Annotated in this window: 27 protein-coding genes; 19 read left to right on the forward strand and 8 right to left on the reverse strand. The window is 61.2% G+C overall.

Annotated elements, in window-relative coordinates:
• Positions 1 to 6: 6 nt before the first annotated feature.
• Both LAB08_RS06085 and LAB08_RS06090 read right to left on the reverse strand, forming a co-directional pair.
• Entirely contained in the window at positions 7 to 1,173 is a 1,167-nt protein-coding gene (locus tag LAB08_RS06085; RefSeq protein ID WP_096513059.1) for an MFS transporter, read from the reverse strand.
• A 35-nt stretch (positions 1,174 to 1,208) separates the two neighbouring features.
• Positions 1,209 to 1,511: an ArsR/SmtB family transcription factor gene (locus LAB08_RS06090; protein WP_096513058.1), complete on the reverse strand. Its 303-nt coding sequence runs from the start codon at positions 1,509 to 1,511 to the stop codon at positions 1,209 to 1,211.
• Positions 1,512 to 1,682: 171 nt separating this feature from the next.
• Between LAB08_RS06090 and LAB08_RS06095 the strand changes: the two genes are divergently transcribed.
• On the forward strand, positions 1,683 to 2,252 hold the full coding sequence (locus tag LAB08_RS06095; protein WP_096513057.1) for an acyl carrier protein phosphodiesterase: 570 nt from the start codon (positions 1,683 to 1,685) through the stop codon (positions 2,250 to 2,252).
• 108 nt (positions 2,253 to 2,360) lie between these two features.
• Here LAB08_RS06095 and LAB08_RS06100 read toward each other — a convergent pair whose 3' ends face one another.
• Together LAB08_RS06100 and olsB are read right to left on the reverse strand one after the other, a co-directional pair.
• Entirely contained in the window at positions 2,361 to 3,155 is a 795-nt protein-coding gene (locus tag LAB08_RS06100) for a lysophospholipid acyltransferase family protein (RefSeq protein WP_096513056.1), read from the reverse strand.
• Complete coding sequence (gene olsB, locus LAB08_RS06105; RefSeq protein WP_034146715.1) at positions 3,155 to 3,910, reverse strand: L-ornithine N(alpha)-acyltransferase; 756 nt, start codon at positions 3,908 to 3,910, stop codon at positions 3,155 to 3,157. Before olsB ends, LAB08_RS06100 begins: the two co-directional genes overlap by 1 nt.
• Positions 3,911 to 4,065: 155 nt before the next feature.
• Here olsB and LAB08_RS06110 point away from each other — a divergent pair, with 155 nt between their 5' ends.
• From LAB08_RS06110 to LAB08_RS06130, 5 genes are all read left to right on the forward strand, one after another.
• Positions 4,066 to 4,944, forward strand: a complete 879-nt coding sequence (locus tag LAB08_RS06110) for an acyl-CoA dehydrogenase middle domain-containing protein (protein WP_096513055.1) — start codon at positions 4,066 to 4,068, stop codon at positions 4,942 to 4,944.
• A 157-nt stretch (positions 4,945 to 5,101) separates the two neighbouring features.
• Entirely contained in the window at positions 5,102 to 6,196 is a 1,095-nt protein-coding gene (locus LAB08_RS06115; protein WP_096513054.1) for a serine hydrolase domain-containing protein, read from the forward strand.
• Positions 6,193 to 6,522 (forward strand): amidase, encoded by a 330-nt coding sequence (locus LAB08_RS06120; RefSeq protein ID WP_096513053.1) that lies wholly within the window; start codon positions 6,193 to 6,195, stop codon positions 6,520 to 6,522. Before LAB08_RS06115 ends, LAB08_RS06120 begins: the two co-directional genes overlap by 4 nt.
• Before the next feature lie 233 nt (positions 6,523 to 6,755).
• Positions 6,756 to 7,346 carry a YceI family protein gene (locus tag LAB08_RS06125; RefSeq protein WP_096513052.1) on the forward strand — a complete coding sequence of 197 codons (591 nt, stop codon included), beginning with the start codon at positions 6,756 to 6,758 and terminating at the stop codon, positions 7,344 to 7,346.
• A gap of 1 nt (position 7,347) precedes the next feature.
• Entirely contained in the window at positions 7,348 to 8,505 is a 1,158-nt protein-coding gene (locus LAB08_RS06130) for a phospholipase D-like domain-containing protein (protein ID WP_096513051.1), read from the forward strand.
• A 69-nt stretch (positions 8,506 to 8,574) separates the two neighbouring features.
• Here LAB08_RS06130 and bglX read toward each other — a convergent pair whose 3' ends face one another.
• Positions 8,575 to 10,866, reverse strand: a complete 2,292-nt coding sequence (gene bglX, locus LAB08_RS06135; protein WP_096513050.1) for a beta-glucosidase BglX — start codon at positions 10,864 to 10,866, stop codon at positions 8,575 to 8,577.
• A 261-nt stretch (positions 10,867 to 11,127) separates the two neighbouring features.
• On the opposite strand from bglX, the gene LAB08_RS06140 reads away from it, so the two are divergent.
• The 4 genes from LAB08_RS06140 (at position 11,128) to LAB08_RS06155 (ending at position 14,595) form a co-directional block, all read left to right on the forward strand.
• Complete coding sequence (locus LAB08_RS06140; RefSeq protein WP_096513049.1) at positions 11,128 to 11,733, forward strand: LemA family protein; 606 nt, start codon at positions 11,128 to 11,130, stop codon at positions 11,731 to 11,733.
• A gap of 34 nt (positions 11,734 to 11,767) precedes the next feature.
• The gene (locus tag LAB08_RS30515; protein WP_096513048.1) at positions 11,768 to 12,529 is read left to right on the forward strand and encodes a TPM domain-containing protein; all 762 of its coding nucleotides are present in this window, start codon (positions 11,768 to 11,770) and stop codon (positions 12,527 to 12,529) included.
• Between the two features lie 30 nt (positions 12,530 to 12,559).
• On the forward strand, positions 12,560 to 13,177 hold the full coding sequence (locus tag LAB08_RS06150; protein ID WP_096513047.1) for a TPM domain-containing protein: 618 nt from the start codon (positions 12,560 to 12,562) through the stop codon (positions 13,175 to 13,177).
• A gap of 203 nt (positions 13,178 to 13,380) precedes the next feature.
• Positions 13,381 to 14,595: a class I SAM-dependent methyltransferase gene (locus LAB08_RS06155; protein WP_096513046.1), complete on the forward strand. Its 1,215-nt coding sequence runs from the start codon at positions 13,381 to 13,383 to the stop codon at positions 14,593 to 14,595.
• Between the two features lie 84 nt (positions 14,596 to 14,679).
• Here LAB08_RS06155 and LAB08_RS06160 read toward each other — a convergent pair whose 3' ends face one another.
• The gene (locus LAB08_RS06160) at positions 14,680 to 15,570 is read right to left on the reverse strand and encodes a DMT family transporter (RefSeq protein WP_096513045.1); all 891 of its coding nucleotides are present in this window, start codon (positions 15,568 to 15,570) and stop codon (positions 14,680 to 14,682) included.
• A gap of 300 nt (positions 15,571 to 15,870) precedes the next feature.
• Here LAB08_RS06160 and LAB08_RS06165 point away from each other — a divergent pair, with 300 nt between their 5' ends.
• From LAB08_RS06165 to LAB08_RS06175, 3 genes are all read left to right on the forward strand, one after another.
• Positions 15,871 to 16,452 carry a DJ-1/PfpI family protein gene (locus tag LAB08_RS06165; RefSeq protein WP_096513044.1) on the forward strand — a complete coding sequence of 194 codons (582 nt, stop codon included), beginning with the start codon at positions 15,871 to 15,873 and terminating at the stop codon, positions 16,450 to 16,452.
• 14 nt (positions 16,453 to 16,466) lie between these two features.
• Positions 16,467 to 16,772, forward strand: coding sequence for a ribbon-helix-helix domain-containing protein (locus tag LAB08_RS06170; protein ID WP_096513043.1), 306 nt, complete (start codon positions 16,467 to 16,469; stop codon positions 16,770 to 16,772).
• Positions 16,773 to 16,940: 168 nt separating this feature from the next.
• Positions 16,941 to 17,285, forward strand: coding sequence for a YegP family protein (locus LAB08_RS06175; protein WP_096513042.1), 345 nt, complete (start codon positions 16,941 to 16,943; stop codon positions 17,283 to 17,285).
• 142 nt (positions 17,286 to 17,427) lie between these two features.
• On the opposite strand, the gene LAB08_RS06180 is transcribed toward LAB08_RS06175, so the two are convergent.
• Positions 17,428 to 18,447 carry a DUF4917 family protein gene (locus tag LAB08_RS06180; protein WP_096515537.1) on the reverse strand — a complete coding sequence of 340 codons (1,020 nt, stop codon included), beginning with the start codon at positions 18,445 to 18,447 and terminating at the stop codon, positions 17,428 to 17,430.
• A gap of 152 nt (positions 18,448 to 18,599) precedes the next feature.
• Between LAB08_RS06180 and LAB08_RS06185 the strand changes: the two genes are divergently transcribed.
• From LAB08_RS06185 to LAB08_RS06200, 4 genes are all read left to right on the forward strand, one after another.
• Positions 18,600 to 19,508 carry a LysR family transcriptional regulator gene (locus tag LAB08_RS06185; protein ID WP_096513040.1) on the forward strand — a complete coding sequence of 303 codons (909 nt, stop codon included), beginning with the start codon at positions 18,600 to 18,602 and terminating at the stop codon, positions 19,506 to 19,508.
• Positions 19,509 to 19,761: 253 nt separating this feature from the next.
• Positions 19,762 to 20,955 (forward strand): CaiB/BaiF CoA transferase family protein, encoded by a 1,194-nt coding sequence (locus LAB08_RS06190; RefSeq protein WP_096513039.1) that lies wholly within the window; start codon positions 19,762 to 19,764, stop codon positions 20,953 to 20,955.
• Complete coding sequence (locus tag LAB08_RS06195) at positions 20,952 to 21,878, forward strand: hydroxymethylglutaryl-CoA lyase (protein WP_096513038.1); 927 nt, start codon at positions 20,952 to 20,954, stop codon at positions 21,876 to 21,878. The genes LAB08_RS06190 and LAB08_RS06195 overlap by 4 nt, the downstream gene beginning before the upstream one ends.
• Positions 21,879 to 22,067: 189 nt before the next feature.
• Entirely contained in the window at positions 22,068 to 23,399 is a 1,332-nt protein-coding gene (locus tag LAB08_RS06200; RefSeq protein WP_096513036.1) for an MFS transporter, read from the forward strand.
• Between the two features lie 77 nt (positions 23,400 to 23,476).
• Here LAB08_RS06200 and LAB08_RS06205 read toward each other — a convergent pair whose 3' ends face one another.
• Positions 23,477 to 23,965 carry a DMT family transporter gene (locus tag LAB08_RS06205; protein ID WP_096513035.1) on the reverse strand — a complete coding sequence of 163 codons (489 nt, stop codon included), beginning with the start codon at positions 23,963 to 23,965 and terminating at the stop codon, positions 23,477 to 23,479.
• A gap of 77 nt (positions 23,966 to 24,042) precedes the next feature.
• Between LAB08_RS06205 and LAB08_RS06210 the strand changes: the two genes are divergently transcribed.
• Both LAB08_RS06210 and LAB08_RS06215 read left to right on the forward strand, forming a co-directional pair.
• Positions 24,043 to 24,960 carry a LysR substrate-binding domain-containing protein gene (locus LAB08_RS06210; RefSeq protein ID WP_096513034.1) on the forward strand — a complete coding sequence of 306 codons (918 nt, stop codon included), beginning with the start codon at positions 24,043 to 24,045 and terminating at the stop codon, positions 24,958 to 24,960.
• 177 nt (positions 24,961 to 25,137) lie between these two features.
• On the forward strand, positions 25,138 to 25,776 hold the full coding sequence (locus tag LAB08_RS06215) for a LysE family translocator (RefSeq protein WP_096513033.1): 639 nt from the start codon (positions 25,138 to 25,140) through the stop codon (positions 25,774 to 25,776).
• Positions 25,777 to 25,778: the final 2 nt, after the last annotated feature.

Raw genomic sequence — 25,778 nt, forward strand, 5'->3', positions numbered from 1 at the left:
TGGAGATCAGTTAGTCGCTGGAGCCAGTTCGGGATTACCGCTCTGACGGAAAGTGATCAGGGTCGCCAACAGGGCGAGTACCGCCAGTGCGGCTGCCGCGAGGGGCACGCTGGTCAGGCCGAAACCGTGGGCGATGACGCTGCCGCCGACCCAGGCGCCCAGGGCATTGCCGACGTTGAACGCGCCGATGTTCAGGGTCGAGACCAGGTTGGGTGCGGCCTTGCCGTAGGTCACTACGTTGACTTGCAGGGCGGGCACGGCGGCGAAACACGCGGTGGCCCAGAGGAACAGGGTGATTTCGGTCGGGATCAGCGCGACGCTGGTCCAGGTCAGCACCGTGGACACCACGGCCATCGAGACGAAGACACCAATCAGCGTCGCGGCCAGGCCTTTGTCAGCCAGTTTGCCGCCGATGATGTTGCCGACGGTCAGGCCCAGGCCGATCAGCATCAGGGTCCAGGTCACGCCACGGGGCGAGACACCGGTGACTTCGCCCAGCAGTGGCGCGACGTAGGTGAACAGGGTGAACACCGAGGCGGCGAACAACGCGGTCATGCTCAGGGACAACCAGATGCCGGCGCCTTTGAGGGCACGCAGTTCGGCGCGCATGTCGAGTTTTTCTTCGTCACGTTTGGCCGGCAGGAAACGAATCAGGCCGATCAGCGCGATCACACCGATCACGGTCACCGCCCAGAAGGTCGAGCGCCAGCCGGCTTGCTGACCGAGGGCTGTACCCAGCGGCACGCCGAGGACGTTGGCCAGGGTCAGGCCGGTGAACATCAGGGCCACGGCCGATGCGCGTTTGTTGGCCGGCACCAGGCCTGCCGCCACCACCGAGCCGATGCCGAAAAACGCACCGTGGCACAGCGCCGTCACCACACGGGCAAACATCAGCACGTTGTAATCACTGGCCACCGCACAGAGCAGGTTGCCGACAATGAAAATGCCCATCAACGCCACCAGGGCGGCCTTGCGCGGCAGCCGGGCGGTGGCCAGCGCCATGAACGGCGCACCAATGGCCACGCCCAGCGCGTAACCGGTGACCAGCCAGCCGGCGCCGGGGATCGACACACCGAGGTCGGCCGCCACGTTGGGCAGCAAGCCCATGATGACGAATTCGGTGGTGCCGATGGCGAAGGCGCTTAACGCCAGAATGAGTAGCGAGAGGGGCATTGTTTAATTCCTTGTCGGCCGACTGACGTGAAGGGTCAGAGCTCTTTACTGAAGATGCGGAGGAACTCCTGAATGGTTTCCTCATTGCGTTTGAAAAAGTGCCATTGGCCGACCTTGCGGCTGCTGATCAGGCCGGCGCGTTGCAGGGTCGCCAGGTGTGCGGACACCGTGGACTGCGACAGACCGCAACGTTGATCGATCTGCCCGGCGCAAACGCCGTGCTCGTTGCTGTGAGACTGATCGGGGAATTCGACGGTCGGGTCTTTGAGCCAGTGCAGGATTTCTCGCCGTACCGGGTGCGCCAGGGCTTTTATTATTTCGTCGAGGTCAAGGTTCATGGTCGGGGGCTCGTGATTAGTAAAACGCTATATCGCGATGAGGCGAACTTTAAATCGGTATTTCGCGATATACCAATATGATTTCGGTCTGACGACCGCGTAAATCGATATATCGGGTTATAACGATACGTTGATTGTAAAGAAACAAGGCTGCAGTGCTAAGCTGCGCCCATGAACTATCTCGCACATCTTCACCTCGGTGGCCAGCGTCCCGGTCAATTGCTCGGCAGTCTGTATGGCGATTTCGTCAAGGGACGGCTGCTGGGGCAATTCGATCCTGAGATCGAGGCGGCCATCCAGTTGCATCGCAGCATCGACGTCTTCACCGACCGCCATCCGTTGGTGGATGCCTCGTTGTCGCGCTTTACCCTGACGCGCCGACGTTACGCCGGGATCGTCCTTGACGTGTTTTTCGACCACTGCCTGGCACGGGACTGGGCGTTGTACGCGGACCGGCCATTGGAGCTGTTCACTTCGGACGTGTACCGGGTGCTGTCCACTCAGCCGCAACTGCCCGAGCGCCTGGCGAGGATCGCGCCGCACATGGTGGCCAATGACTGGCTGGGTTCCTATCGGGAGTTTGAAGTGCTGGAGCAGGTGCTGCGGGGGATTTCACGGCGCTTGACCCGGCCGGAGGAACTGGCCGCTGCGATGCAGGAGTTGCGGGTGTTGTATGAGCCGTTGAGCGAGGATTTCCGGTTGTTCTATCCGCAGCTTCAGGCTTTCGCCCAAAACCGCTGACACCAACCCCTGTGGGAGCAAAGCTTGCTCGCGATGAAGGATAACGCGGTCTTCAGTTAAACCGCGGTGATCCCATCGCGAGCAAGCTTTGCTCCCACAGAAAAGCGCTTATGCGGCGATCAGTTCGCCGGCACGCCGTGGTTCGGCAGGTTTCGTCACTTCACCAAACAACTCCTTCTGCACCGCCTGCTGCGCTTCGAACGCCAGCGCGGCCCGTTCGCGGCCTTCGCAGGGGATCGGTTTGAGCAGATGGATTTCCACATTGCCGCGATCATTGGCAAACAAGCGCATCAGGTGCGACAGCAAATCATCATCGCCAATGAATGGCGCCAGCGTATCGGCTTCGCCGTCGCGCACATAGCGGATCGCCACCGGTTGCAGTTTCACCTCGGAATCAATCGCCGCCGACAGCAGGCGACCGTGGAAGGTGCGCAGGGAACGGCCATCGGTGGTGGTGCCTTCCGGGAACATCAGCAGCGGATGTTCCTGTTGCAGGTGGCGGGTCATCTGTTTGCGGATCAACTGGCTGTCACCCGAGCCGCGGCGGATGAACAGGCTACCGGCTTTGGCCGCCAGCCAGCCCGCCACCGGCCAGGTGCGCACTTCGGCTTTGGACAGGAACGACAGCGGCGTGAGCATTCCGAGCAGCGGGATGTCGGTCCAGGACACGTGGTTGCTGACCCACAGCATCGGCGTCTTCGGCAACTCACCGTGCACGGTCACATCGAAGGGCAGGGCATTGCTCAGGCGCGCCATGAAAAACCGTGACCAGCGTTGTCGACGGACCATCGAGTGAGCCAGGCCCAGGCGTTCGAACACGCCGAACACGCTGGCCATGCTCAGGCCGAGCGCAACCACCAGCAACACCCGGGCGATTCGCGCGTACACGCGCAACCGACGCATTACACGGCCGCCTTGAAGTGTTTGGCGTAGCGCGGGCAGAGTTCGTCGCGCTTGAGCAGAATGAACACGTCCGCGACCTGGAAGTCCTCGTCCCAGCACGGCTCGCCGCAAATTTTCGCCCCCAGGCGCATGTAGGCCTTGAGCAGTGGCGGCATTTCCGCGATGACGTTCGAAGGAATGTCCAGGGTCGGCAGCGGTTTTTTCGGTTCGGCCCGCAGGTGTTCGGTGCACAGGTAGCGTTCGCGCAGACGCTGCATGATCGCATGGGCCTGGATGCCACCGTCCTGCATCGGGATGCTCGCGCAACCCATCAAGTAGCTGTAGCCGCCCTGGTTCAGCACTTCGGCCAGTTCGCCCCAGAGCACGGCAATGGTTCCGCCGTTGCGGTAGGCCGGGTCGACGCAGGTGCGACCGATTTCCAGGATCGGGCCTTGCAGATGGACCAGGCCATGCAAGCTGAATTCTTCTTCGCTGTAGAACTTGCCCAGGCTGCTCGCGGCCGTGTGGTCGAGCAGGCGGGTGGTCGCCACCAGGCGCCCGGTGTTCAAGTCACGCACGCCGATGTGGGCGCAATGAACGTCGTAGTCATCCATGTCCAGACCCAGCTCCGCGCCCTTCAGCTTGGCGTTGAATTCGCCGCTGAATACGTTGAAACGCAAGGCCTGTGCTTCTTGCAGAGCCTCGGCGCCCACCAGGCGTTCGGCTTGCAGGCGGCGTTCGTTGCCGGTGTCGCTGATGCGGGCGATCTGAGTCATGGCGAATCTCCGTGCGGGCTGCTCACCCGTCTTTGGGTTACAGCGGATCGACTTTCTTTATCCAGCCTTGTTGTGCAAAGTCAGGCTATGTAGCCCCGGTGTCATCGCCGTTAAGCTTTGGTGATGCTTATATGACAGCCCACAAGGAGCCTCTTATGCCCTGGCAAACCCTCTTGAAACGCCGCGATCGCTTGCCCGCGGACCCGGACCTGGGCGAAGGGTTCGTGACCCTGTTGCAGCTGTTGGGCAACGTCACCCCGTTTGAATTGGCCGTGGCCGGCGGGCGGCTGATGGCGACGCCGGGGCTGGCGTTTCTGGTGGGGTATCAGGCGGCGTTGCGCATGCTCTGGCCGAGCGCGCCGATGAGCCTCGGCGCGCTGTGTGCCACCGAGCAACGCAGCCTGCGAGTGGCGGACATGCAGACCCGACTGCGGGATTTGCGCTTGAGCGGGCAAAAGGATTTCGTCACCGCAGGTGATGCCGCCGACTGGCTATTGATCGCCGCCCGCAGCGAACAACCCGGCGACGATCCGCGCCTGAGCCTGGCGGTGGTCTATCCCGATGAGCCGGGTGTGCGGGTGGAAAAACTTCCGGCAATCCCCTTGATGCCGGATATCAGCCATGGCCGGTTGTTTCTGGATAACGCGCTGTGCGAGTTGCTGGCGGGGGATGGTTGGGATGCGTATGTCAAACCGTTCCGCACCCTGGAAGACATCTGTGTACTCAGTGCCATGACCGCCTGGTTGTATGGTGTCGGTCAGGACAGCGACTGGCCGCAAACCCTGCAACTGCGCTTGCTGGCGTTGCTGGCCGGTTGCGCGGAAGTCAGTCGTCAGGCACCGAACAGCCCGGCCGGGCATGTGTTGCTCGGTGGGTTGTTTGCGCAGTTCGAGGCGCTCAAAACTGAGGTGAATGAAGCGCTGGCCGAGGGGCCGCCGGAGTGGGCGGCGATGTGGCGGCGGGATCAGGCGGTGATGGATCTGGCAGCGGGGGCGCGGGGCAAGCGGTTGGCCAAGGCGTTGGCGGTGTATTGAAGGGCCCCTTCGCGAGCAGGCTCGCTCCCACATTTGAAATGCATTTCCCTTGTGGGAGCGAGCCTGCTCGCGAAAGCGATATCACAGGCAACACAAATCCCGGAACTGTCATCAACCTCGACTAGGCTCACCAGGTTCATCCCCAAGAGCCCCGGCCATGTTCAAAGGCTTGTCCCTGTTTTTCATGCTACTGCTCAGCCTCACGGCCCACGCCGAAAACTGGCCCGCCGAGCAATGGCTGACCGGCCCGACCATCACCGGGCCTGCGCTTGAAGCGCTTGAGCACTATGCCTTCCCACCCCGCGACGACTCCACCCGCCAAGGCATCCGCACCGACGCCTTGCTGGTGATCCGTGACGGCCAGTTGATCTACGAACGCTACGCCGGCCCGACCACCGCCGAGACACCGCACCTGACCTGGTCGATCAGCAAGAGCCTGATGGCCACGGTCCTCGGCGTAGCCTATGGTGAAGGCCGGTTCAAACTTCAGGACCCGGTCGCCCAATTCTATCCGCCCCTGCAAAAACACCCGGATATGACCCTGGCCGACCTGTTGCACTGGGCTTCCGGCCTCGATTGGCAGGAGGACTATGAATACGCCCCGCTGAAATCCTCGGTGGTGACCATGCTCTACACCCGTGGCCACCCGGACATGGCCGCGTTCACCGCCGATCATGGTACCTACGCCGCACCGGGGCAGGCGTTCCGTTATTCCAGCGGCGACACCAATCTGTTGTCTGCCGCGCTGAAAACCATCGTTGGCCAGGACCGCTATGCGGACTATCCGTGGACGGCTTTGTTCGGGCCATTGGGCATTCACCATGCAGTGTGGGAAACCGACGCCGCAGGCACATTCGTCGCCTCGTCCTACGCCTACCTCACTGCTCGGGACCTTGCCCGCATCGGCCTGTTGATGGCCCGCGACGGGCGCTGGGGCGAGCGGCAATTGCTGCCCAGGGACTGGGTCGCATTCAACCGCGAACCGTTCACCCGCTATCAGGCCAACCAAGATGATGCGGTGCCCGGCGGTCACTGGTGGCTCAATCGTGCGGTAGACGGGGCCGCCCGACCCTGGCCCGATGCTCCCGCCGATACCTTCGCTGCACTGGGTCATTGGGGCCAGGCGATGTACGTGATTCCCGGCGAACATCTGGTGATCGTGCGCTACGGCGATGACCGGGACGGCAGCTACCGGCACAACGAACTGCTCAAGCTCGCGCTCAAGGCCTTCGCCGCGAAGGTGCAGCCATGAACCGTCGCGGCTTTGTGCGTCGCCGGCCGTTCAGTACGTTGCTGTTGATCCTGATGGTCGCCTTGCTTGGCTGGGCCTGGCAGGAGCGGGTGGCGCTTGGGGCATTCCCGGACATCATCAGCGCCTACACCGCCAAGGAATATTGCTCGTGCCGATATGTGATGAACAACGACGCGGGCTATTGCCACAGCTACGTGAAACAGTGGCTGCCCACCAGCGATTTTACCGATGACACCGCGAACAAGCGCATTACCGTCAGCGGCATGGGACGCAGCAACAGCGCGGTGTGGATTGGCGAGCGCCAGGGTTGCCGATTACAGCCTTGAGCGAGCGGGCTTTTGTGGCGAGGGAGCTTGCTCCCGCTCGGTTGCGCAGCAATCGTAAAGCCAGCAATCCCGGTCGGATCAGGTTCATCTCGGCTGCAGGTTTTAGCACTGCTTCGCAGTGCAACGGGAGCAAGGTCCCTCGCCACAAAGGCAGGTTGTAAGTAACGGGCGGTTTGCAATGCGCCGAAGGCCAGTTAAGGTTCAGCACAGGTTTATCTGCCCCATGAGTCTCTATGTTCAAGCGGTCTGTCACCCAAACCCTCGTCATCCTGCTGCTGGCCGGCGCTTCGCTGTCGGCCCGGGCCGACTGGTATCTGGACGGTGAGTCTTCACGGCTGTCGTTTGTCAGCACCAAAAACGCCAACATTTCCGAGGTGCAACGCTTTCTGGTACTGCACGGCAAGGTCGATCCCAAAGGGCTGGCCGAGGTGGAAGTCGAGCTCGATTCCATCAACAGCGGCATCCCCTTGCGCGATGAACGCATGCGCAAGGACCTGTTCGAAGTCCAGACCTTTCCCGAGGCGCTGATCACCACGCAGATCGATCTGCGTCCCATCAACGACCTCGCCCCCGGCGCGCAACTGGAATTGCGCCTGCCGCTGACCGTGGATCTGCATGGCAAGCAGCACACCTACAACGCCGAACTGCTGGCCACGCGTCTCGATGACCGGCGTTTCCAGGTGGTGACCCTGGAGCCGCTGGTGATCAATGCCGAAGATTTCGACCTGGTGCCAGGCCTGGAAGCGCTGCGCAAGGTCGCCGGCCTGTCCGCCATCAGTCTGTCGGTACCGGTGGGTGCGGTCCTGATCTTCACGGCGCGTTGACATGGCCGGCGCAATCTTTCCCTGGCGTGAAGGCAACCATTTCGAACTGTTGATCGACGGTCCGCAGTTCTTCCCGCGCATGCTGGTGGCCATTGCCCGTGCCGAAGAACAGGTCGAACTGGAGTTGTACCTGGTGGAGGCGGGCGCCTGCGCCGAGGCCATGGTGCAGGCGTTGGTCCAGGCAGCCGAACGCGGAGTGCGGGTGCGTTGCCTGTTCGACGATTATGGCAGCCTGGCTTTCACCCTGACCTTGCGTCAGCGCCTGATGGCGGCCGGGGTCGAGCTGCGTTTCTACAATCGCTTGAGCTGGCGGCGCTGGGTCGGCAACTTTTACCGTGATCACCGCAAGCTGTTGCTGGTGGATCAATCCATGGCCGTGGTCGGTGGAACCGGCGTGACCGATGAGTTCTGGACGCCGGGTGAAGAGGTCAGCGAGTGGCATGAAGTGATGGTGGAAATCACCGGCCCGCTAGTGCTCGACTGGCAGTTGCTGTTCGACCGCCAATGGATCGCCAACCGTCATCGTCGCGCGTGGAAGCCCGCTTCGCATTTCGGCCTGCCGCGTCTGCCTCGCGTGCCGTCCACGGGCGAGGGCATGGGCCGGGTCGCCTACGCTGACGCCCGTCAGCACCGGGACATCCTGCAATCGCTGATTCGCGCGTTGAACAGCGGCCAGCGACGGATCTGGCTGGCCACGCCGTATTTTCTACCGACCTGGAAAGTCCGCCGCTCCCTGCGTCGCGCGGCATCCCGTGGCGTCGATGTGCGGCTGCTGCTGACCGGGCCGCGCACCGATCACCCTTCAGTGCGCTACGCCGGGCATCGCTACTATCCGCGACTGCTCAAGGCCGGGGTGCAGATCTTCGAGTACCAGCCGTGTTTCCTGCACCTGAAAATGGTCCTGATCGATGATTGGGTGAGCATCGGCTCGTGCAATTTCGATCACTGGAATCTGCGCTTCAACCTCGAAGCCAATCTCGAAGCCCTGGACCCCGGACTGACCCGGGCGGTGGTGGCGAGTTTCGAAAGGGACTTTGCCCTGAGCCAGGAAGTCAGCCTGGAGGCATGGCAACGCCGGCCATTGTGGCGGCGGGTCAAGCAGCGGGTGTGGGGATGGGTGGATCGGGTGGTGGTGAATCTGCTGGATCGGCGGGGCTAATCGCCACACCCTAAAACATTGTGGGAGCTGGCAAGCCAACTCCCACAGGTTTTTGCAGTGTTTGAATGATTACAGCAATTCAAAGCTCTGCTGCGTCACGTTCTCTGAATCCAGGCCGATCTGCACGTTGAACTTGCCCGGCTCTGCAGCGTACTTGAGCTGGGCGTTGTAGAACTTCAGGTCGTCCTCGGTGATGGTGAAGTGCACGACTGTCTGTTCGCCGGCCTTGACCATCACTTTCTGGAAGTTCTTCAGTTCCTTGATCGGGCGGATCATCGAACCGGCCACGTCCTGGATGTACAACTGCACCACGGTTTCGCCATCGCGCTTGCCGGTGTTTTTCACCGTGACACTGGCGTCGAGCTTGCCGGTCTTGTTCAGCGTGGTCGACGACAGCGCCATGTCGCTCAGGCTGAAATCGGTGTAGCTCAAGCCATAACCGAACGGGTACAGAGGGCCGGTGGTGTCATCGAAATACTGCGAGGTGTAGTTGCCCGGCTTGCCCGGGGTAAACGGCCGGCCGATGGTCAAGTGGTTGTAGTAGGTCGGAATCTGGCCGACCGAGCGCGGGATAGAGATCGGCAGTTTGCCCGATGGGTTGTAGTCGCCGAACAGCACATCGGCGATGGCGTTGCCGCCCTCGGTGCCGCTGAACCAGGTTTCCAGGATCGCGTCGGCCTGTTCTTTCTCTTCGAGGATCGTCAGTGGACGGCCGTTCATCAACACCAGCACCAGCGGTTTACCGGTGGCTTTCAGAGCACGGATCAGCTCGCGCTGGTTTTCCGGGATGTTCAGGTCGGTACGGCTCGACGATTCGTGGGACATGCCACGGGATTCGCCGACGGCGGCAATGACGACATCAGCCTCCTTGGCCGCTTTCACCGCTTCGTCGATCAGCACGTTCGCCGGGCGGGGATCATCCACCACTTCCGGGGCATCGAAGTTGAGGAAGTTCAGGTAGCCGAGGATTTTCTTGTCGTTGGTGATGTTGGCACCACGGGCATAGATCAAGGTCGATTTATCACCCAGGGCGTTGGTCATGCCGTCGAACAGGGTCACCGATTGCGCCGGCTTACCGGCGGCGGCCCAGCTGCCCATCATGTCGATGGGCGCCTTGGCCAGCGGACCGACCAGGGCAATTTTCGCGGTCTTCTTCAGGGGCAGGGTTTCGTTCTGGTTCTTCAGCAACACCAGGCTGCGGCGCGCCACATCACGGGCCTCGGCACGGTGCAGGCGGCTGTCGGCGTAGGTGTCGGCCGGATCATCCTCGGCCTTGCCGATGCGCAGGTACGGGTCCTTGAACAGGCCCATGTCGTACTTGGCGTCCAGTACCGCACGCACGGCGTTGTCGATGTCGCTCTGCTGGATCTCGCCGGACTTCAGCAGCCCTGGCAGCTCCTTGCCGTACAGGGTGTCGTTCATGCTCATGTGGATGCCGGCCTTGATCGCCAGCTTCGCCGCTTCGCGTCCGTCGGCGGCGACACCGTGCTTGATCAGCTCGAAAATCGCCCCGTGGTCGCTGACGGCCAGGCCCTTGAAGCCCCATTCCTTGCGCAGCAGATCGTTCATCAGCCAGGTGTTGGCCGTGGCCGGCACGCCGTTGATCGAGTTCAGCGCAACCATCACCCCGCCAGCACCGGCGTCGATGGCCGCACGGTACGGTGGCAGGTAATCCTGGTACATCTTGACCGGGCTCATGTCGACGACGTTGTAGTCGCGACCGCCCTCGACCGCGCCGTACAGGGCGAAGTGCTTGACGCTGGCCATGATGCTGTCGGCGGCGTTGGCGCCAGTACCCTGGAAGGCCTTGACCATCACGCCGGCAATGCGCGACACCAGGTAGGTGTCTTCGCCGAAACCTTCGGAGGTACGGCCCCAGCGCGGGTCGCGGGAGATGTCGACCATGGGCGCGAAGGTGATGTCGAGGCTGTCGGCCGCGGCTTCCTTGGCGGCGATGCGCCCGGACAGGCCGATGGCGTCCATGTCCCAGCTCGACGCCAGGGCCAGCGGGATCGGGAAAATGGTGCGGTGGCCGTGGATCACGTCATAGGCGAAGAACATCGGGATCTTCAATCGGCTGCGCATGGCCGCGTCCTGCATCGGACGGTTTTCCGGGCGGGTGATCGAGTTGAACGTACCGCCGATATTGCCCGCCGCGATTTCCTTGCGGATCAGCTCCCGGGGCATTTCCGGGCCGATGCTGATCAGGCGCAACTGGCCGATTTTTTCATCGAGGGTCATTTGCTTCATCAGGTTGCTGACGAAGGCTTCCTTGTTCTCCAGAGGTGCGGGCGTCGTGGCGGCCAATACGTTATGACTGGCCAGGCTGACGAACAGGCCCAGCAAACACAGCTTCTTCATGAATTGTTTTCTCAAGGGCCCAAACGGCGATGGACTCGCCGGCCAGCCAAAATTTAGGGAGCGTCTATTGTTGTTCGGGTGGCTTTCCAAATACGGCAGTCGAAAAACGACAGTCGGATTCCGGGTGTGTTTTTTTGCGCAGGGCATCTTTTAGCCCATTGCCCCGATCCAATCCAGTGGCGCGGGCGATTATGCCCCAAGAGCCGGTCGAGAGGGTCGCCGGTTGTTTTTTCCATGAAATGTGAAGGGAGTATCACTCTGATGAATGTTCCACAGTCATACCGGTCGCGGCTGCAAATCGCCACGTTGCTGGTGCTGGCCACGTTGCTGACCGCCTGCGGCATCAACAACATCCCGACCCTCGATGAGCAGGCCAAGGCGGCCTGGGGCCAGGTGCAGAACCAGTATCAGCGCCGCGCCGACCTGATTCCCAATCTGGTGGAAACCGTCAAGGGCTACGCCGCCCATGAAAAAGACACCCTGACTGCCGTCATCGAAGCCCGGGCCAAGGCTACTTCTATCCAGGTCGACGCCTCCACATTGGATAACCCGGAAAAACTCAAGCAGTACCAGCAGGCCCAGGATCAACTCAGTGGCGCCTTGAGCCGCTTGATGGTGGTGTCCGAGCGCTATCCGGACCTGAAGGCCAACCAGAACTTCCTCGCTCTGCAATCACAGCTTGAAGGCACCGAAAACCGCATCAGCGTGGCGCGGCGCGATTTCATCCTGGCGGTGCAGAAGTACAACACCGAGATCCGCACGTTTCCCGGTCGCCTGTGGCACAGCGTGATGTACAGCAACCTGCCGGTTCGCGAGACCTTTGAGGCCACACCGGGTTCGGAGAAACCGCCTGAGGTCAAATTCTGAATTAACCCCGTAGGTTGGACCGATGAGGTTGCCCATGCGCGTGTTGAAAACTGGCCTGGTGCTGTTGCTGTGGGTGTTTGCACTGGCAGCCCAGGCCGAATTGAAGTTTCCGGAGCTGACCGGGCGGGTGGTGGACAATGCCCAAATGATCGAGCCTTCGGTGCGCGAACAGCTGACGCAACAGCTTCAGGCCCATGAGAAGGTCACCGGTGAACAGCTGGTGATCGTCACCTTGCCGGACTTGCAGGGCACCGACATTGCCGACTTCGGCTATCAACTGGGCCGCTACTGGGGCATTGGCCAGAAAGACAAGAACAACGGCGCGTTGCTGATCGTGGCCCGTGACGAGCGCAAGCTGCGCATTGAAGTCGGCTATGGCCTGGAAGATCGCCTGACCGATGCGCAGAGTTCAGTCATCATCAATCAGGTGATGACCCCGGCATTCAAGGCGGGCAATTACAGCAAGGGCATCAGCGACGGGGTGGCGGCGATGTTGGTGGTGCTGGGCGGTAATCCCCTGGACGAGCCATCGACGGTGTATGACTCCGGCGGCGATCCGAACGACGATTTCGTCTCGCGGCATCCGGGAGTGTTCGTATTTTTGGTGTTGTTGTTCATCCTGACTGTTTTTGTCTGCCAGATGCTCGGTATCCTTCCCGCCGGTCGCGGTGGTTCGGGGGGCTCTGGCGGTTTCGGTGGGGGACTCGGCGGCGGTGGTTTTGGCGGCGGTGGAGGCGGTGGTTTCAGTGGCGGCGGGGGCAGTTTCGGGGGCGGCGGTTCGTCGGGCGGCTGGTGATAAAACAAAAATAATCGGGCATTTCAAGACATGGCATTACTGACTGAACACGAACAACGCAAAGTTGCCGAGGCGATTGCCAGGGTCGAGCGCGACACCGATGCCGAACTGGTGACGGTGCTCGCGGCCCGCGCCGACGACTATGCGTACATCCCGCTGCTCTGGGCCAGCCTGTTGGCGCTGGTGGTGCCGGGCATCGTGCATTACCTGACAGGCTGGTTGACCCTGCACAGCCTGCTGCTGGTGCAATGGATCACTTTCATCGTCCTGTGCCTGGTGTTTCGGCTGCCGAAAATCACCACCCACCTGATCCCGCGCTCGGTGCGTCACTGGCGTGCCTCGAACCTGGCGCGCCGGCAGTTCCTGGAGCAAAACCTGCATCACACCGTGGGTAGCACCGGCATGCTGATTTTCGTCTGCGAAGCCGAGCGTTATGTGGAAATCCTGGTGGATGAAGGGATTTCCAGTCGTCTCGACAACAAAAACTGGGACGCGATAGTCGCCGCGTTCACTGGGCAAGTGCGGCAAGGACAGACATTGCAAGGCTTCGTCAGCTGTATCGAGGCCTGCGGCGAGTTGCTCAAGGTGCATGTGCCGGTGACGCACGTGCGCAATGAATTGCCGAACCGGTTGGTGATCCTGGGCTGAGCCTCTGGTCCCTGTGGGAGCGGGCTTGCCCGCGATAGCGGTGGATCAGTCGATATCAATGTTGAATGTCAGATTGCAATCGCGGGCAAGCCCGCTCCCACAAGGGATCTGCACCGTTCGGGAAATTACCCGTGCCCTCGCACCCCATCCCCCCTAAAATACCCGCCATTCCCGATCCGCACCGCCCTGAGGCCGTTTTTTCCATGTCTGTCACCGCCACTCCCGCCAGCCTCGCGCCGGATCATCACGCTCAATTTATCGACTTGCTGCAAACCAGCCTCGATCAAAATGCCTTTATCAAACTGGTGCTGGCCAAATACGTCGGCAATGAGGCTGACCTGCAGCGGATCATCATCAAATCGGTGACGGTCAAGGCGCAGCCGTGCTTGTCCTTCGTCTATCGCTACAAGACGCGAGACATCACCAAGAACCTGCCACTGGCTGAAGGCGTCGCGACCATTGCCGGTCTGTTGCCCGCGGCGTTCAAAAATGCGCACTTGTTATCGCTGACCGACGAAGCCCAGCTTGAATACAGCAAAAAGGGCAAGAGTTCGCTGTTCAAGAGCCAACCCCAGCAATTGCGCGAGGTGCCCTCCGCCGAGCACAACCGCGAGAAGAACCGTTTCCTTGAACTGAGTCGGCCGTTTCTCGCCGACCTGGGCGTGACCAACAAGCAGCATGAGCTGATCCCGGCGATGTCGCGCAAGTGGAAGCAGATCAACAAGTTCATCGAGGTTTTCAGCCATGCCCTGACGTCGTCGCCGCTGGCGCTGGACAAACCGGTGCGGGTGGCGGACTTCGGATCGGGCAAGGGCTACCTGACCTTCGCCATCCATGACTACCTGCGCAACACCTTGAAGGCCGAAGGCGAAGTGACCGGGGTCGAGCTGCGTGAAGACATGGTCACCCTGTGCAACAACGCTGCGGCCAGGCTTGAGCATCCAGGGCTGGTGTTCAAGTGTGGTGACGTGCGCAGTGTGGCGCCGAGTGAGCTGGACGTGATGATCGCGCTGCACGCCTGCGACATCGCCACCGACTATGCGATTCATACCGGCATCCGTTCCGGCGCTTCGATCATCATGTGCTCGCCGTGCTGCCATAAACAGATTCGCCTGCAAATCCAGAGCCCGGCATTGCTCAAACCCATGCTGCAATACGGCTTGCACTTGGGCCAGCAGGCAGAGATGGTCACCGACAGTTTGCGCGCGCTGTTCCTCGAAGCCTGTGGTTACGAAACCAAGGTGTTCGAGTTCATCTCTCTGGACCACACCAACAAGAACAAGATGATCCTGGCGGTCAAGCGCGCCGAGCCGGTTGATCCGACCCAACTGTTGGCGAAGATCCAGGAACTGAAGGATTTCTACCACATCACCGAGCATTGCCTGGAAACCCTGCTGCGGGCCGACGGTTTCCTCTGAAACACTACAAAACTGTGGGAGCAAAGCTTGCTCGCGATGGCGTCCTCGAGACCGCTATCGCGAGCAAGCATTGCTCCCACAGGTTTAGGCGGTGGCGACCTGCGCCGGTTTGACCGCCGTCTTGCGTCCGAGCATCACGGTCACGATCACGCCCGCAGCGAACAGCCAGGTAATCGGCTCGACATGCTCGCCAAAGAACAACGCTGAAAAAGCGATGGTGAAGAAGATCTGCAGCAACTGGATCTGACTGACCCGGGCAATGCCACCCATGGCCAGCCCTGCGTACCAGGCGAAGAAACCGATGAACTGCGAAAACAGCGAGACGTAGCCGAAGGCCCACCAGGTCTTGCCGGAAATCTCACCCTGATGCTGTAGCGCCAGGTACGCCACCGGGCCGATCAGCAGCGGTGTCGATAGCACCAACGCCCAGCAGATCACCTGCCAGCCCCCCATTTCCTTGGCCAACCGGCCACCTTCGGCATAGCCCAGACCGCCCACCGCAATGGCCCCGAGCATCAGCAAGTCACCAGCCTGAATGCTGCCGGCACCGCTGATCAATGCATAACCGAGCACAAGCGCACTGCCCAGCGCGGCGCAGGCCCAGAAGGCTTTCGACGGGCGCTCATGGGACAGCCACGCGGCGTATAGCGCCACGCACAGCGGTTGCAAGCCATTGACCAGCGCGCCGTGGGACGCCGGCAAGGTTTGCATCGCCCAGGCCGACAATACCGGAAAGCCAAGGATCACCCCGGCAATCACCAGGCTCAGGCCCTTGACCTGTTTCCATGTCGGCCATTTTTCGCGGCGCCACAGCAACAGCATTGCCGCAGGTACCGCCGCAAACAGCGCCCTGCCCAGGCCATTGAGCAGTGGATGAAGTTCCTGCACGACGATCCGCGTGAAGGGCAGGGTGAGGCTGAAAATGACGACGCCGAGCAGGCCGAGGGCCATGCCGGTGTTTTCGCGGGAGGACATGATGGCAACCAAAGTATTGGGTGAGGGGAAGTGCTGTTATATAGCCATAAACCCGGCATCTGCCGCTGTTACAGATAGGCGCAGAGTTATCCGTACAGTTTGAGGGCGCCATCGCGGCGGTGCGGCGATCCGACAAGCCTTGCTCCCACATTGGAATGCATTCCCCTATGGGAGCAAGGCTTGGCCGCGATGAACGATAACGCCGTTCTCAGGTAGTAGCCGGTTGTTACCCGACCCGCCGGATAAGGACTACCTTGAATACTCCTGCATGCCCACGCATTTTCCAGAGGAGTCCTCCCCATGGCTGCTAAAAAAATTCTGATGCTGGTCGGCGATTACGTCGAAGACTATGAAGTGATGGTGCCGTTCCAGGCCCTGTTGATGGTCGGCCACACGGTACACGCCGTTTGTCCGGACAAAACCGCCGGCCAGACCGTGCGCACGGCTATCCATGATTTCGAAGGCGACCAGACCTACAGCGAAAAACCCGGTCATCTGTTTGCCCTGAATTTCGATTTTTCAAAGGTCAAGTCCGCGGACTACGACGCTGTGCTGATCCCCGGCGGTCGTGCGCCGGAGTACCTGCGACTGAACGAAAAAGTCCTGGAGCTGGTGCGGGATTTCAACAAGGCCGGCAAACCGATTGCCGCCGTGTGCCATGGTGCGCAATTGCTGGCGGCGGCCGGGATACTCGAAGGGCGCGAGTGCAGCGCTTACCCGGCCTGTGCACCTGAAGTACGCCTGGCCGGTGGTACCTTCATTGATATCCCGGTGACGGATGGCCATGTTCAAGGCAATCTGGCCACGGCACCGGCCTGGCCCGCCCACCCGAACTGGCTGGCCGGTTTCCTCGGGTTGCTGGGCACCAAAATCACGCTGTAACGAGGAATCTGTCCATGTGCGAGCTCTACGTCAAAGCCGACCCGATTCTCTACGAATCGCGCTCTCGCTCGCTGCGCATCTGCGGGGTGGTCACCACCCTGCGGCTGGAGAATCAGTTCTGGGACATCCTCAGCGAAATCGCTGAGGTCGACGGCATGACCACCAATCAGTTGATCGCCAAGCTGTATGAAGAGGTGATGGACTACCGCGGCGAGGTGGTGAACTTCGCCTCGTTCTTGCGGGTGAGTTGTACGCGGTATCTGAGTCAGCGGCGGGTGGCGGCTCCTGAGTTGTCGGTGGTGCGGGCGGCGGTGAAGTAGATAGGACTGTGTCGACTTCATCGCGGGCAAGCCTTGCTCCCACAGTTCGGTGGCGTATGGCCTGTGGGAGCAAAGCTTGCTCGCGATGAGGCCGGAACAGGCGACAGAAATCCCGGGCTGGTCTTTACTCTGAAACGCGCAACCTCTCAATCGCCAAGGAGAAAGAGCATGTCCGGATGGTACGAAGTGAGCAAAAGCAGCAGCGGTCAGTTCAGGTTTGTGCTGAAGGCGGCGAACGCCGAGACCATTCTGACCAGTGAGCTGTACACCACCCGCGCCGCGGCCGACAAAGGCATTGCGTCAGTCCAGGCCAACAGTCCGCTGGATGAGCGTTACGAGAAAAAAACCACCAAGGACGGCCATCCTTATTTCAACCTCAAGGCTGGCAACCACGAGATCATCGGTGGCAGCGAGTCATATTCCTCGGCGGCTGCCATGGAAAAAGGCATCGCCAGCGTCAAGGCCAACGGGCCGACCAAGGTGATCAAGGACAAGACCCTTCCCGTCCTTTAAAAATACCTGTGGGAGCGAGCCTGTTCGCGAAGGCGTCGTGTCAGTCGACATCATTGTTGAATGGTATCCCGCGTTCGCGAGCAGGCTCGCTCCCACAGGGGAAATGCATTCCATTTTGGTTGCGAGGGTGAGGCGTCAGACACTAAACCTCGACCGGCACCGCAAGCTTCGGACTCCCCAACGCATGCGTCTTGGAATCAAAAAACCGCAACGCAACCCCCGTCCCCTCGAACACCTTCGCGTAATGCCGCTTCTGATGCTGAATGAACGCCTTGCTGCGCGGATAAATCGAGATCGCCACCACCTTCGGTTTCGCCTGGCGCAAGGCGTGCACGATATGGCTGTCCTGCTCGCCCAACGCATGGCCGAAAATGCACAAGCCGTCGTCGTGGCCGAGTAACTGGTCGTAGCAGAACGACAGATAATCCGAGCTGCGAATGGTCTTGAGCTTGTCCGCGCTCGGTCCTTCGTTGACGAACAGCGGCACATCGTCGAGGGTCTTGATCGTGTTGTTGATGGCGAAACTGCCCAGCAACGTGCCCTCGGTCGACATCAGTTTGCGTGCCGTGCCGTCCTGGTTGCGCACCAAATGCAAGCCGCCGTGCAGGTACAGCAGGCGAGGCTTGTCGGTGGCCGTGGCGCTCAGGTCGAAGGCAGGTTCGGCCCCCTGGAACAGGTCGGTGATCGCCTGCGCTTGATGCTCGATTGCCCAGTGATTGAGCAGGTCGTAATTGGTGGTGAACACCGTGCGATAGTTGGCCAGCTCCCGATTGATCGTCGCCAGGGTCGAGGCCTCGACCAGCCGCCATGGGATATGCACCGCATGCACGGTGTTGATCAGCGCTTCCTTGATCGCGTAGTAACGATTGCGCGGTGCGGCGGAGCTGACGGCCAGGGCCTTGTTGACCCGGCTGGTGGTCTTCAGCGCGCTCAGCACCTGCTCGAAACTGCGCGTCTGCATCGCATCGAACACGCTCAGCTCGGACGGGCTCAGGGGTTTTTCTTCGACGGTGCGGGCGTTTTCAAACAGCGAGTCATAGCCGAAGTCGTCCCACACCGCGCGGCTGGCGCCGTTGCCCACCAGCAGGCCGCCGAACGCAGCGCTGGTGCGCAAGGCGTTCCAGTCTTCAAGGTGGGCGTCGACATCCTGGAAATCGGTCATTGCGATCAAAGTCTCAAAGCAAAAGGTCTGATGGGCGGCGACTTTATCACGGCGGGCACCGAGATTTTCCTCTGTGCGTACCAAGCCCGCCACGGCTCGGGCGAAGAACGTTATGCTGCGGCTTCGCCTGAACCGACATCGCCGAGTCCCAGATGCTGCAGAAAAGCCTGATCCGCCGCCTCGACCTGATCACCCTGCAACTGTTCGTCGCCGTCCATGAAGAGGGCACGCTGACCCGGGCCGCCGCACGCGAAGCGATTGCGGTGTCGGCGGCGAGCAAGCGTTTGATGGAACTGGAAGAGGCACTCGGCATCAGCCTGTTCGTGCGCCAGGCCAAGGGCATGACGTTGACGCCGGCCGGCGAAACCTTGCTGCACCACGCCCGGCAGATGTTGTTCAACGTGGAGAAAATGGGCCTGGAACTGGGCGAGCACAGCCACGGCGTGCGCGGTTATGTGCGGATGCTCGCGAACCTGTCGGCGATCATCCAGTTCCTGCCCGAAGACTTGCGGGACTTCTCCGAACAACATCCCCAGGTCAAGACCGACCTCGAAGAGCGTCCCAGCGCCGGGGTGATTCAAGGGGTACTCGATGGCGTGGCCGACCTCGGGATCTGCTCCATCGACAGCGACATCAAGGGCTTGCACAGCGTGCTGTACCGCCAGGACAAACTGGTGGTGTTGATGCTGCCGGATCATCCGTTGGCCAGCCGTTCGAGCCTGGCATTTGCCGATACGCTGGACAGCGATTACGTCGGCCTGCATGCGGCCAGTTCGATCAACATGCGTACCCACGCGGCGGCGCGTGAAGCTGGCCGGGTATTGCGGGTTCGCATCCATGTGCCGGGCTTCGACGCCATGTGTCGCATGATCCAGGCCAACATGGGCATAGGGGTGCTGCCGCAGCGGGCCTATGAATTGTTTGGCCGGGCGTTGGGTTTGCATGCGGTGCCGTTGACCGACGACTGGTCGGATCGGGCGTTGATTCTGGTGGTGCGCGATCAGGCGTTGTTGTCGCCGGTGAGCCGGATGTTGTTTGAGCATTTGCGCGGGGCGAACTGAAAGCTCTCTGTTGAATTCACCGGCCTCATCGCGGGCAAGCCCGCTCCCACAGGGATCTATGTTGGTCACACAATTTGTGCTTCACATTGCACACTGTGGGAGCGGGCTTGCCCGCGATGACTGACCTGAGGTCACGCTAGTCTTTCAGGCCGTTCGCATTTCGCGAACGCCCGTTGCCAACTGAAGGTTGGATTCCCAAGCCCCCGGTCCTCTAGCCTTGGCCACATATTCCAAGAACAAGAGGTACCCCGCGATGACTGCCCCCCTGAGTGCAATCAAAGTGATCGAGATCGGCACGCTGATCGCCGCGCCGTTCGCTGCACGCATGCTGGCCGAGTTCGGCGCCGAGGTGATCAAGATCGAAGCCATGGGGCAGGGCGATCCCCTGCGCAAATGGCGCAAGCTGCACGAAGGCACCTCGCTGTGGTGGTACCTGCAATCGCGCAACAAGAAGTCCCTGGCGCTGAATCTGAAATCCCCCGAAGGCATTGAACTGGTCAAGCAACTGGCGACCAGCGCCGACGTGCTGATCGAAAACCTGCGCCCCGGCGCCCTGGAAAAGCTCGGCCTGGGTTGGGACGTGCTGCACGCCCTTAACCCCAACCTGACCCTGGTGCGGATTTCCGGTTATGGCCAGACCGGCCCGTACCGTGATCGTCCGGGGTTCGGCGCCATTGGCGAGGCTATGGGCGGCATCCGCTACACCACCGGCACTCCCGGCTCGCCGCCGGCGCGGGTAGGCGTCAGCCTTGGCGATTCGCTGGCTTCGCTGCACGCGGTGATTGGCGCCTTGATGTCGTTGCTGCGGGTCAAGACCGGGCAGGGCGGTGGGCAAATCGTCGATGTGTCCCTGGCCGAAAGCGTGTTCAACGTCATGGAAAGCCTGGTGCCGGAGTACGACATGCTGGGGCATGTGCGTGAGCGCAGCGGCGGTGCGCTGCCGGGCATCGCGCCTTCCAACACCTACCTGACGGCCGATGGCGCCTATGTGGTCATCGCCGGCAACAGCGATCCGATCTACCGTCGTTTGATGAACACCATTGGTCGTACGGACCTGGCCGAAGCGCCGGAATTCGCCCACAACGACGGGCGTGCGGCCAAGAGCAATCTGCTCGATGCGGCGATCACCCACTGGACCAGCAGCCTGCCGATCGACGAGGTGCTGGCGGCACTGGAGACCGCGGAAGTCCCGGCCGGGCGCATCTATTCGGTGGCCGATATCGTTGCCGATCCGCACTATCAGGCGCGGGACATGCTGCTCAATGCCGAACTGCCGGGCGGTGCGACGGTGAAAATGCCGGGCATCGTGCCCAAGCTCTCGGAAACCCCCGGTGGCGTGAACTGGTCCGGCCCCGGACTGGGCCAGCACACGGATGGCATCCTCGCGCAGCTTGGTCTGACGCTGGCGGACATCGAACGCCTGAAAGTCGAAGGAGTGGTGCAATGATCACTGACTATGCAGATAGCCTGATCGTCCAGGAAGTCTCCCCGCGCGACGGCTTGCAGATCGAGCCGACCTGGGTCGAAACTGTCGACAAGATCGCCCTGATCGATCAATTGTCGCTGGCTGGATTCAGTCGCATCGAAGGCGGTTCGTTCGTGTCGCCCAAGGCCATTCCGGCACTGCGCGATGGCGAGCTGGTGTTCAAGGGCATCACCCGCCAGCCGGGGGTGATCTACGTCGCCTTGATCCCCAACCTCAAAGGCGCACAACGGGCGCTGGCCTGCAACGCCGATGAGCTGAACCTGGTGATGTCCGCCAGCCAGACCCACAACCTGGCGAACATGCGCATGCGCTGTGAAGATTCGCTGGCCGCGTTCGGCGAAATCGTCCAGTTTGCCAGTGGCACTCGGGTGCGACTCAACGCCAGCATCGCCACCACCTTCGGCTGCCCGTTCGAAGGCAAGATCGATGAGGACCGGGTGTTGCAGATCGTCGACGCCTATCAGGAGCTCGGCATTCAGGGCATCACCCTGGCCGACACCACCGGCATGGCCAACCCGCGTCAGGTCGACCGTTTGGTGCGGCGAGTATTGCAGCGAGTGGCGCCGGCGGACCTGACCCTGCATTTCCACAACACCCGCGGCCTGGGCCTGTGCAATGTGCTGGCCGCCTACGAGGCCGGTGCCCGACGCTTCGATGCGGCACTCGGCGGGCTCGGCGGTTGCCCGTTTGCACCGGGGGCTTCGGGCAACATCTGCACCGAAGACCTGGTCAACCTGTGCGATGAAGTCGGCATTCACACCGGGATCGATCTACCGCTGTTGCTGAAGTTGTCACGAGGGCTGCCGGCACTGCTTGGCCACGAAGTGCCCGGTCAACTGGCCAAGGCCGGACGCAATTGCGACCTGCACCCCGTGCCCTCCTGACCCCACACCGCCCCCCTCTGTGGGAGCAAAGCTTGCTCGCGATGACTGAGTCACATCCAACATTGATGTCGACTGATACACCGCTATCGCGAGCAAGCTTTGCTCCCACAGAAAGCGTGTTCAAAGATGTTCTTAACCAGACAACAAAAACAATCGGACACCTGCGGGAAGTCCGCCTGGAGAAACGCAATGAGCCTCAATGCACTGGAGGCCGGCGCGAGCCCGGCCGTTAGCCACGATGAAGAAAAAGCCCTGGTCAGCAAAGTCGCCTGGCGATTGATGCCGCTGATCATGGTCTGCTACCTGTTCGCGTTTTTCGACCGCATCAACATCAGCTTCGCCAAGTTCCAGTTGCAGACGGACCTGAGCCTGAGCGATACCGCCTATGGCCTGGGTGCCGGGTTGTTCGTGGTCGGTTACGTGATTTTCGAAGTGCCCAGCAACATGATGCTGTACAAGGTCGGCGCCCGTCGCTGGATCGCCCGGATCATGATGTCCTGGGGCCTGGCCACCGCGCTGATGGTCTTCGTCAACAGCGAATGGCAGTTCTACACCCTGCGCTTCGTGATCGGCGCGATGGAGGCAGGTTTTGCGCCGGGCGTGCTGTATTACCTGACGCTGTGGTTCCCGCAGCACTATCGTGGGCGCATCACCTCGATGCTGTTCCTGTCGTCTGCCTTTGCCGGCCTGGTGGGCGCGCCGTTCTCCGGGCTGGTGCTGCAGCATCTCGACGGCTTCCTGCAAATGCGTGGCTGGCACTGGCTGTTCCTGCTCGGCGGCGTGCCATGCATCGGCCTCGGTTTACTGGTGCTGACCCTGCTCAAGGACCGCATCGAAGACGCCCATTGGCTGACGGCCTCGGAAAAGACGCTGCTGGCCAGTCGCATCGCTCACCATGAACCGCACAAAAGTGGCGGCTCGCTGCTGGCGGCGCTGAAAATCCCGGGTTTCCTCACCCTGGGCCTGATCTACTTCCTGATTCAGGTGGCGTCCTACGGCTTGAATTTCTGGGCACCGCAACTGATCCGCAGCGCCGGTACCGAGAGCCCGGTGATGATCGGTCTGCTGACGGCCATTCCGTACATCTGCGGCGCCATCAGCATGGTGGTGATCGGGCGCTTGTCCGACGCCTCTGGCGAACGGCGCAAGTTTGTCGCAGGGCTGGTCGCGGTCGGCGCCATCGGCTTCTTCTGCGCAGGCATTTTCGCCAACCACACGACCTTCCTGATTGTTGCACTGGGCTTGCTCGGCGCCGGGATCATCGCCTCGATCCCGAGCTTCTGGACCCTGCCCCCGAAACTGTTGGCCGGTGCTGGCGCCGGGGCTGCGGGCGGAATTGCGGTGATCAATACCCTGGGCCAGTTCGGCGGCATCGTCAGCCCGGTCATGGTCGGACGGATCAAGGACATGACGGGCAGTACCACACCGGCGCTGTATGTCATCGGCGTTTGCGCATTGATTGCCGTGGCGCTGTTGATGTGGGGACTGCCGCAGAAGCTGCGTTCCCTCGACAAGGCGTAAAAATCGCAGACTGCGGCAGTTCCCACAGAGACCACGCATCCCTGTGGGAGCTGCCGAAGGCTGCGATCTTTTGATCTTCAAGAAGCTGCAATCACCGCTTTGGCTGGCGCGTTTGCAAACTGAATCAACACGACTCCGCCGATCAACAACAGCGCCCCCGCCAATCGCGGCAAGGTGACTTGCCGCTCCAGCAACCCAAACCACCCAAAGTGATCCAGCACCAGCGACGCCATCACTTGCCCCGCCAGCGACAGGGCCAGGAACCCTGAAGCACCCAGCTTGGGCAATAGCACCACGGCCAACGAAATGAAACACACACCGAAAGCCCCCCCGGCCCAGATCCACAAGGGGGCCTTGGCTATGAATGCCATAGAAGGCAGTGGCAAGCGCATCGCCAGTATGATCGGCAACAACACCAGAATGCTCACCAACAACGACACTAACGTCGCCCACAATGGATGGCCCAAGCCGCGTCCAAGGTTGAAGTTGATCGCACTCTGGAAAGGCACCACAGCCCCGGCAATCACGGCGAGTAATAGAAGACCGATTCCGTGCAGCGTACTCATGATCATGCTCCAACAGGTTTTGCTGGACTCTAGAGTATTCATCGCGCAGATTTAAATTCCGTTTTGTTATCCAGAACATGCATCAGATGAATGATCTGCGCCGCATCGACCTCAACTTGCTGGTGATCCTCGACACCTTGCTCAGCGAGCAACACGTGACCCGTGCCGCCGAACGTCTGCACTTGAGTCAACCAGCCGTCAGTCATGCCCTCGCACGATTGCGCGATCTGCTTGGCGATCCGCTGCTGGTGCGTGCCGGCGCCAGTCTTGTACCAACCCCGCGAGCGCTGGAGCTGATGGCGCCGCTGGCCGAAGTCTTGGCCCAGCTGCAATCGCTGCTGGCACCGAATGCCTTCGAACCTGCCACCGCCAAGCGCACATTTCGTCTGGCGATGTCCGACTACGGTGCCGCTATCGTCCTGCCGGGATTGACCCGTTTGCTGCGCCGCGAAGCGCCGGGCATCGATCTGCAAATCAGCCATGCCAGTCGCGAAGGCATGCTCGACGGTGTGTACAACGGTGACATCGATATTGCCATCGGCGTGTTTCCGGAAATGCCCAACGAGCTGCGCAGCACACTGCTGTTCGAAGAGCACTACGCCTGTCTGGTAGACCGCAACTCCTTGCCTGTCGATGGTGCGCTCGATCTGCCCACCTACCTGAGCCGCCCGCACGTCCTGCTGGAAATGCGCGGCAGCGGCACGCCGGAAATCGAGCGAGCATTGACGACTTTGCGTGAACGCCGTCGAGTTGCCATCAGCCTGCCGCACTGGAATGTCGCCCCGGAACTCATCAGTGGCACTGACTTGATCCTCACTGTCGCAACCCGTGCCTTGCGCGATATTGATCAGCAGTCATTGGTCGTCGTGCCGCCACCGTTTCACATTCCGTCGTTTGATTTTGTGCTGGTGTGGCACAAGCGAAGGGGCGGAGATCAGGCGTTGAGTTGGTTGAATCAGAAAATAGCGGAGCGGGTAGCACAGGATAGAGGGTGAGCGTTTGGTGTTGGGAACGGTAATTAGCGAAGGCTCGACACCCACTTGGCTAAAACCGCGTCAACTGTCGCGAGCGGCCGTATGCGGGAATGAAGTTCTTCGACGATCAGTCAGTCGATAGCTAAAAACCTGATATAGACTGGCCACCATTCACCAAACGGTTCAAAAGGACTTCCCATGACCCCATCGCTGCTAATGGCCGTGCTCGCCTCGGGTTTCATCTATGGCATTACCCCCGGGCCGGGTGTGCTGGCGGTGTTCGGGATTGGCGCGGCGCATGGGCGGCGGGCGGGGGCGGGGTTTCTCTGTGGGCATTTGCTGGGCGATGTGATCTGGTGCAGCACGGCGCTGGTGGCGATTGTCGGTGCGCGGGAAATCGGCAGCACCGCGTTCGATGTGCTGGGTTTGCTCAGCGGCCTCTACCTGTTCTGGCTCGGCTGGCGCGCCGTGCGGGCGCGTCGCAGCAGCGCCGAAGCTCCCGAGGGGCCAGCGCGTCAGCCGTTCTGGCATGGCATCCTGTTTGGCTTGACCAATCCGAAAGCCTACCCGGTGGCGGTAGCGACGTTCACGGCCTTGCTGTCGAGCCGCGCCGAGTTGCTGACCTGGTCGATGTTGCCGTGGCTGATCGTCCTGAGCTTCGTCGGTGGCCTGATCGCCTACGCTATCCTCATCGGCATTGTCGGGGCGCGCCGGGTGCGCACCTTGTATCAGCGCCATGAGCTGGCGATTACCCGTCTGTGCGGGGTGATGTTTATCGGTTTCGCCATCAACGCCCTGGCGCATGCATTGCCGGGGCTGGTGACGAACAAGGCTTGACG

This window comes from Pseudomonas izuensis (genome assembly GCF_002356535.2).
GTDB classification, from domain to species: domain Bacteria; phylum Pseudomonadota; class Gammaproteobacteria; order Pseudomonadales; family Pseudomonadaceae; genus Aquipseudomonas; species Aquipseudomonas izuensis.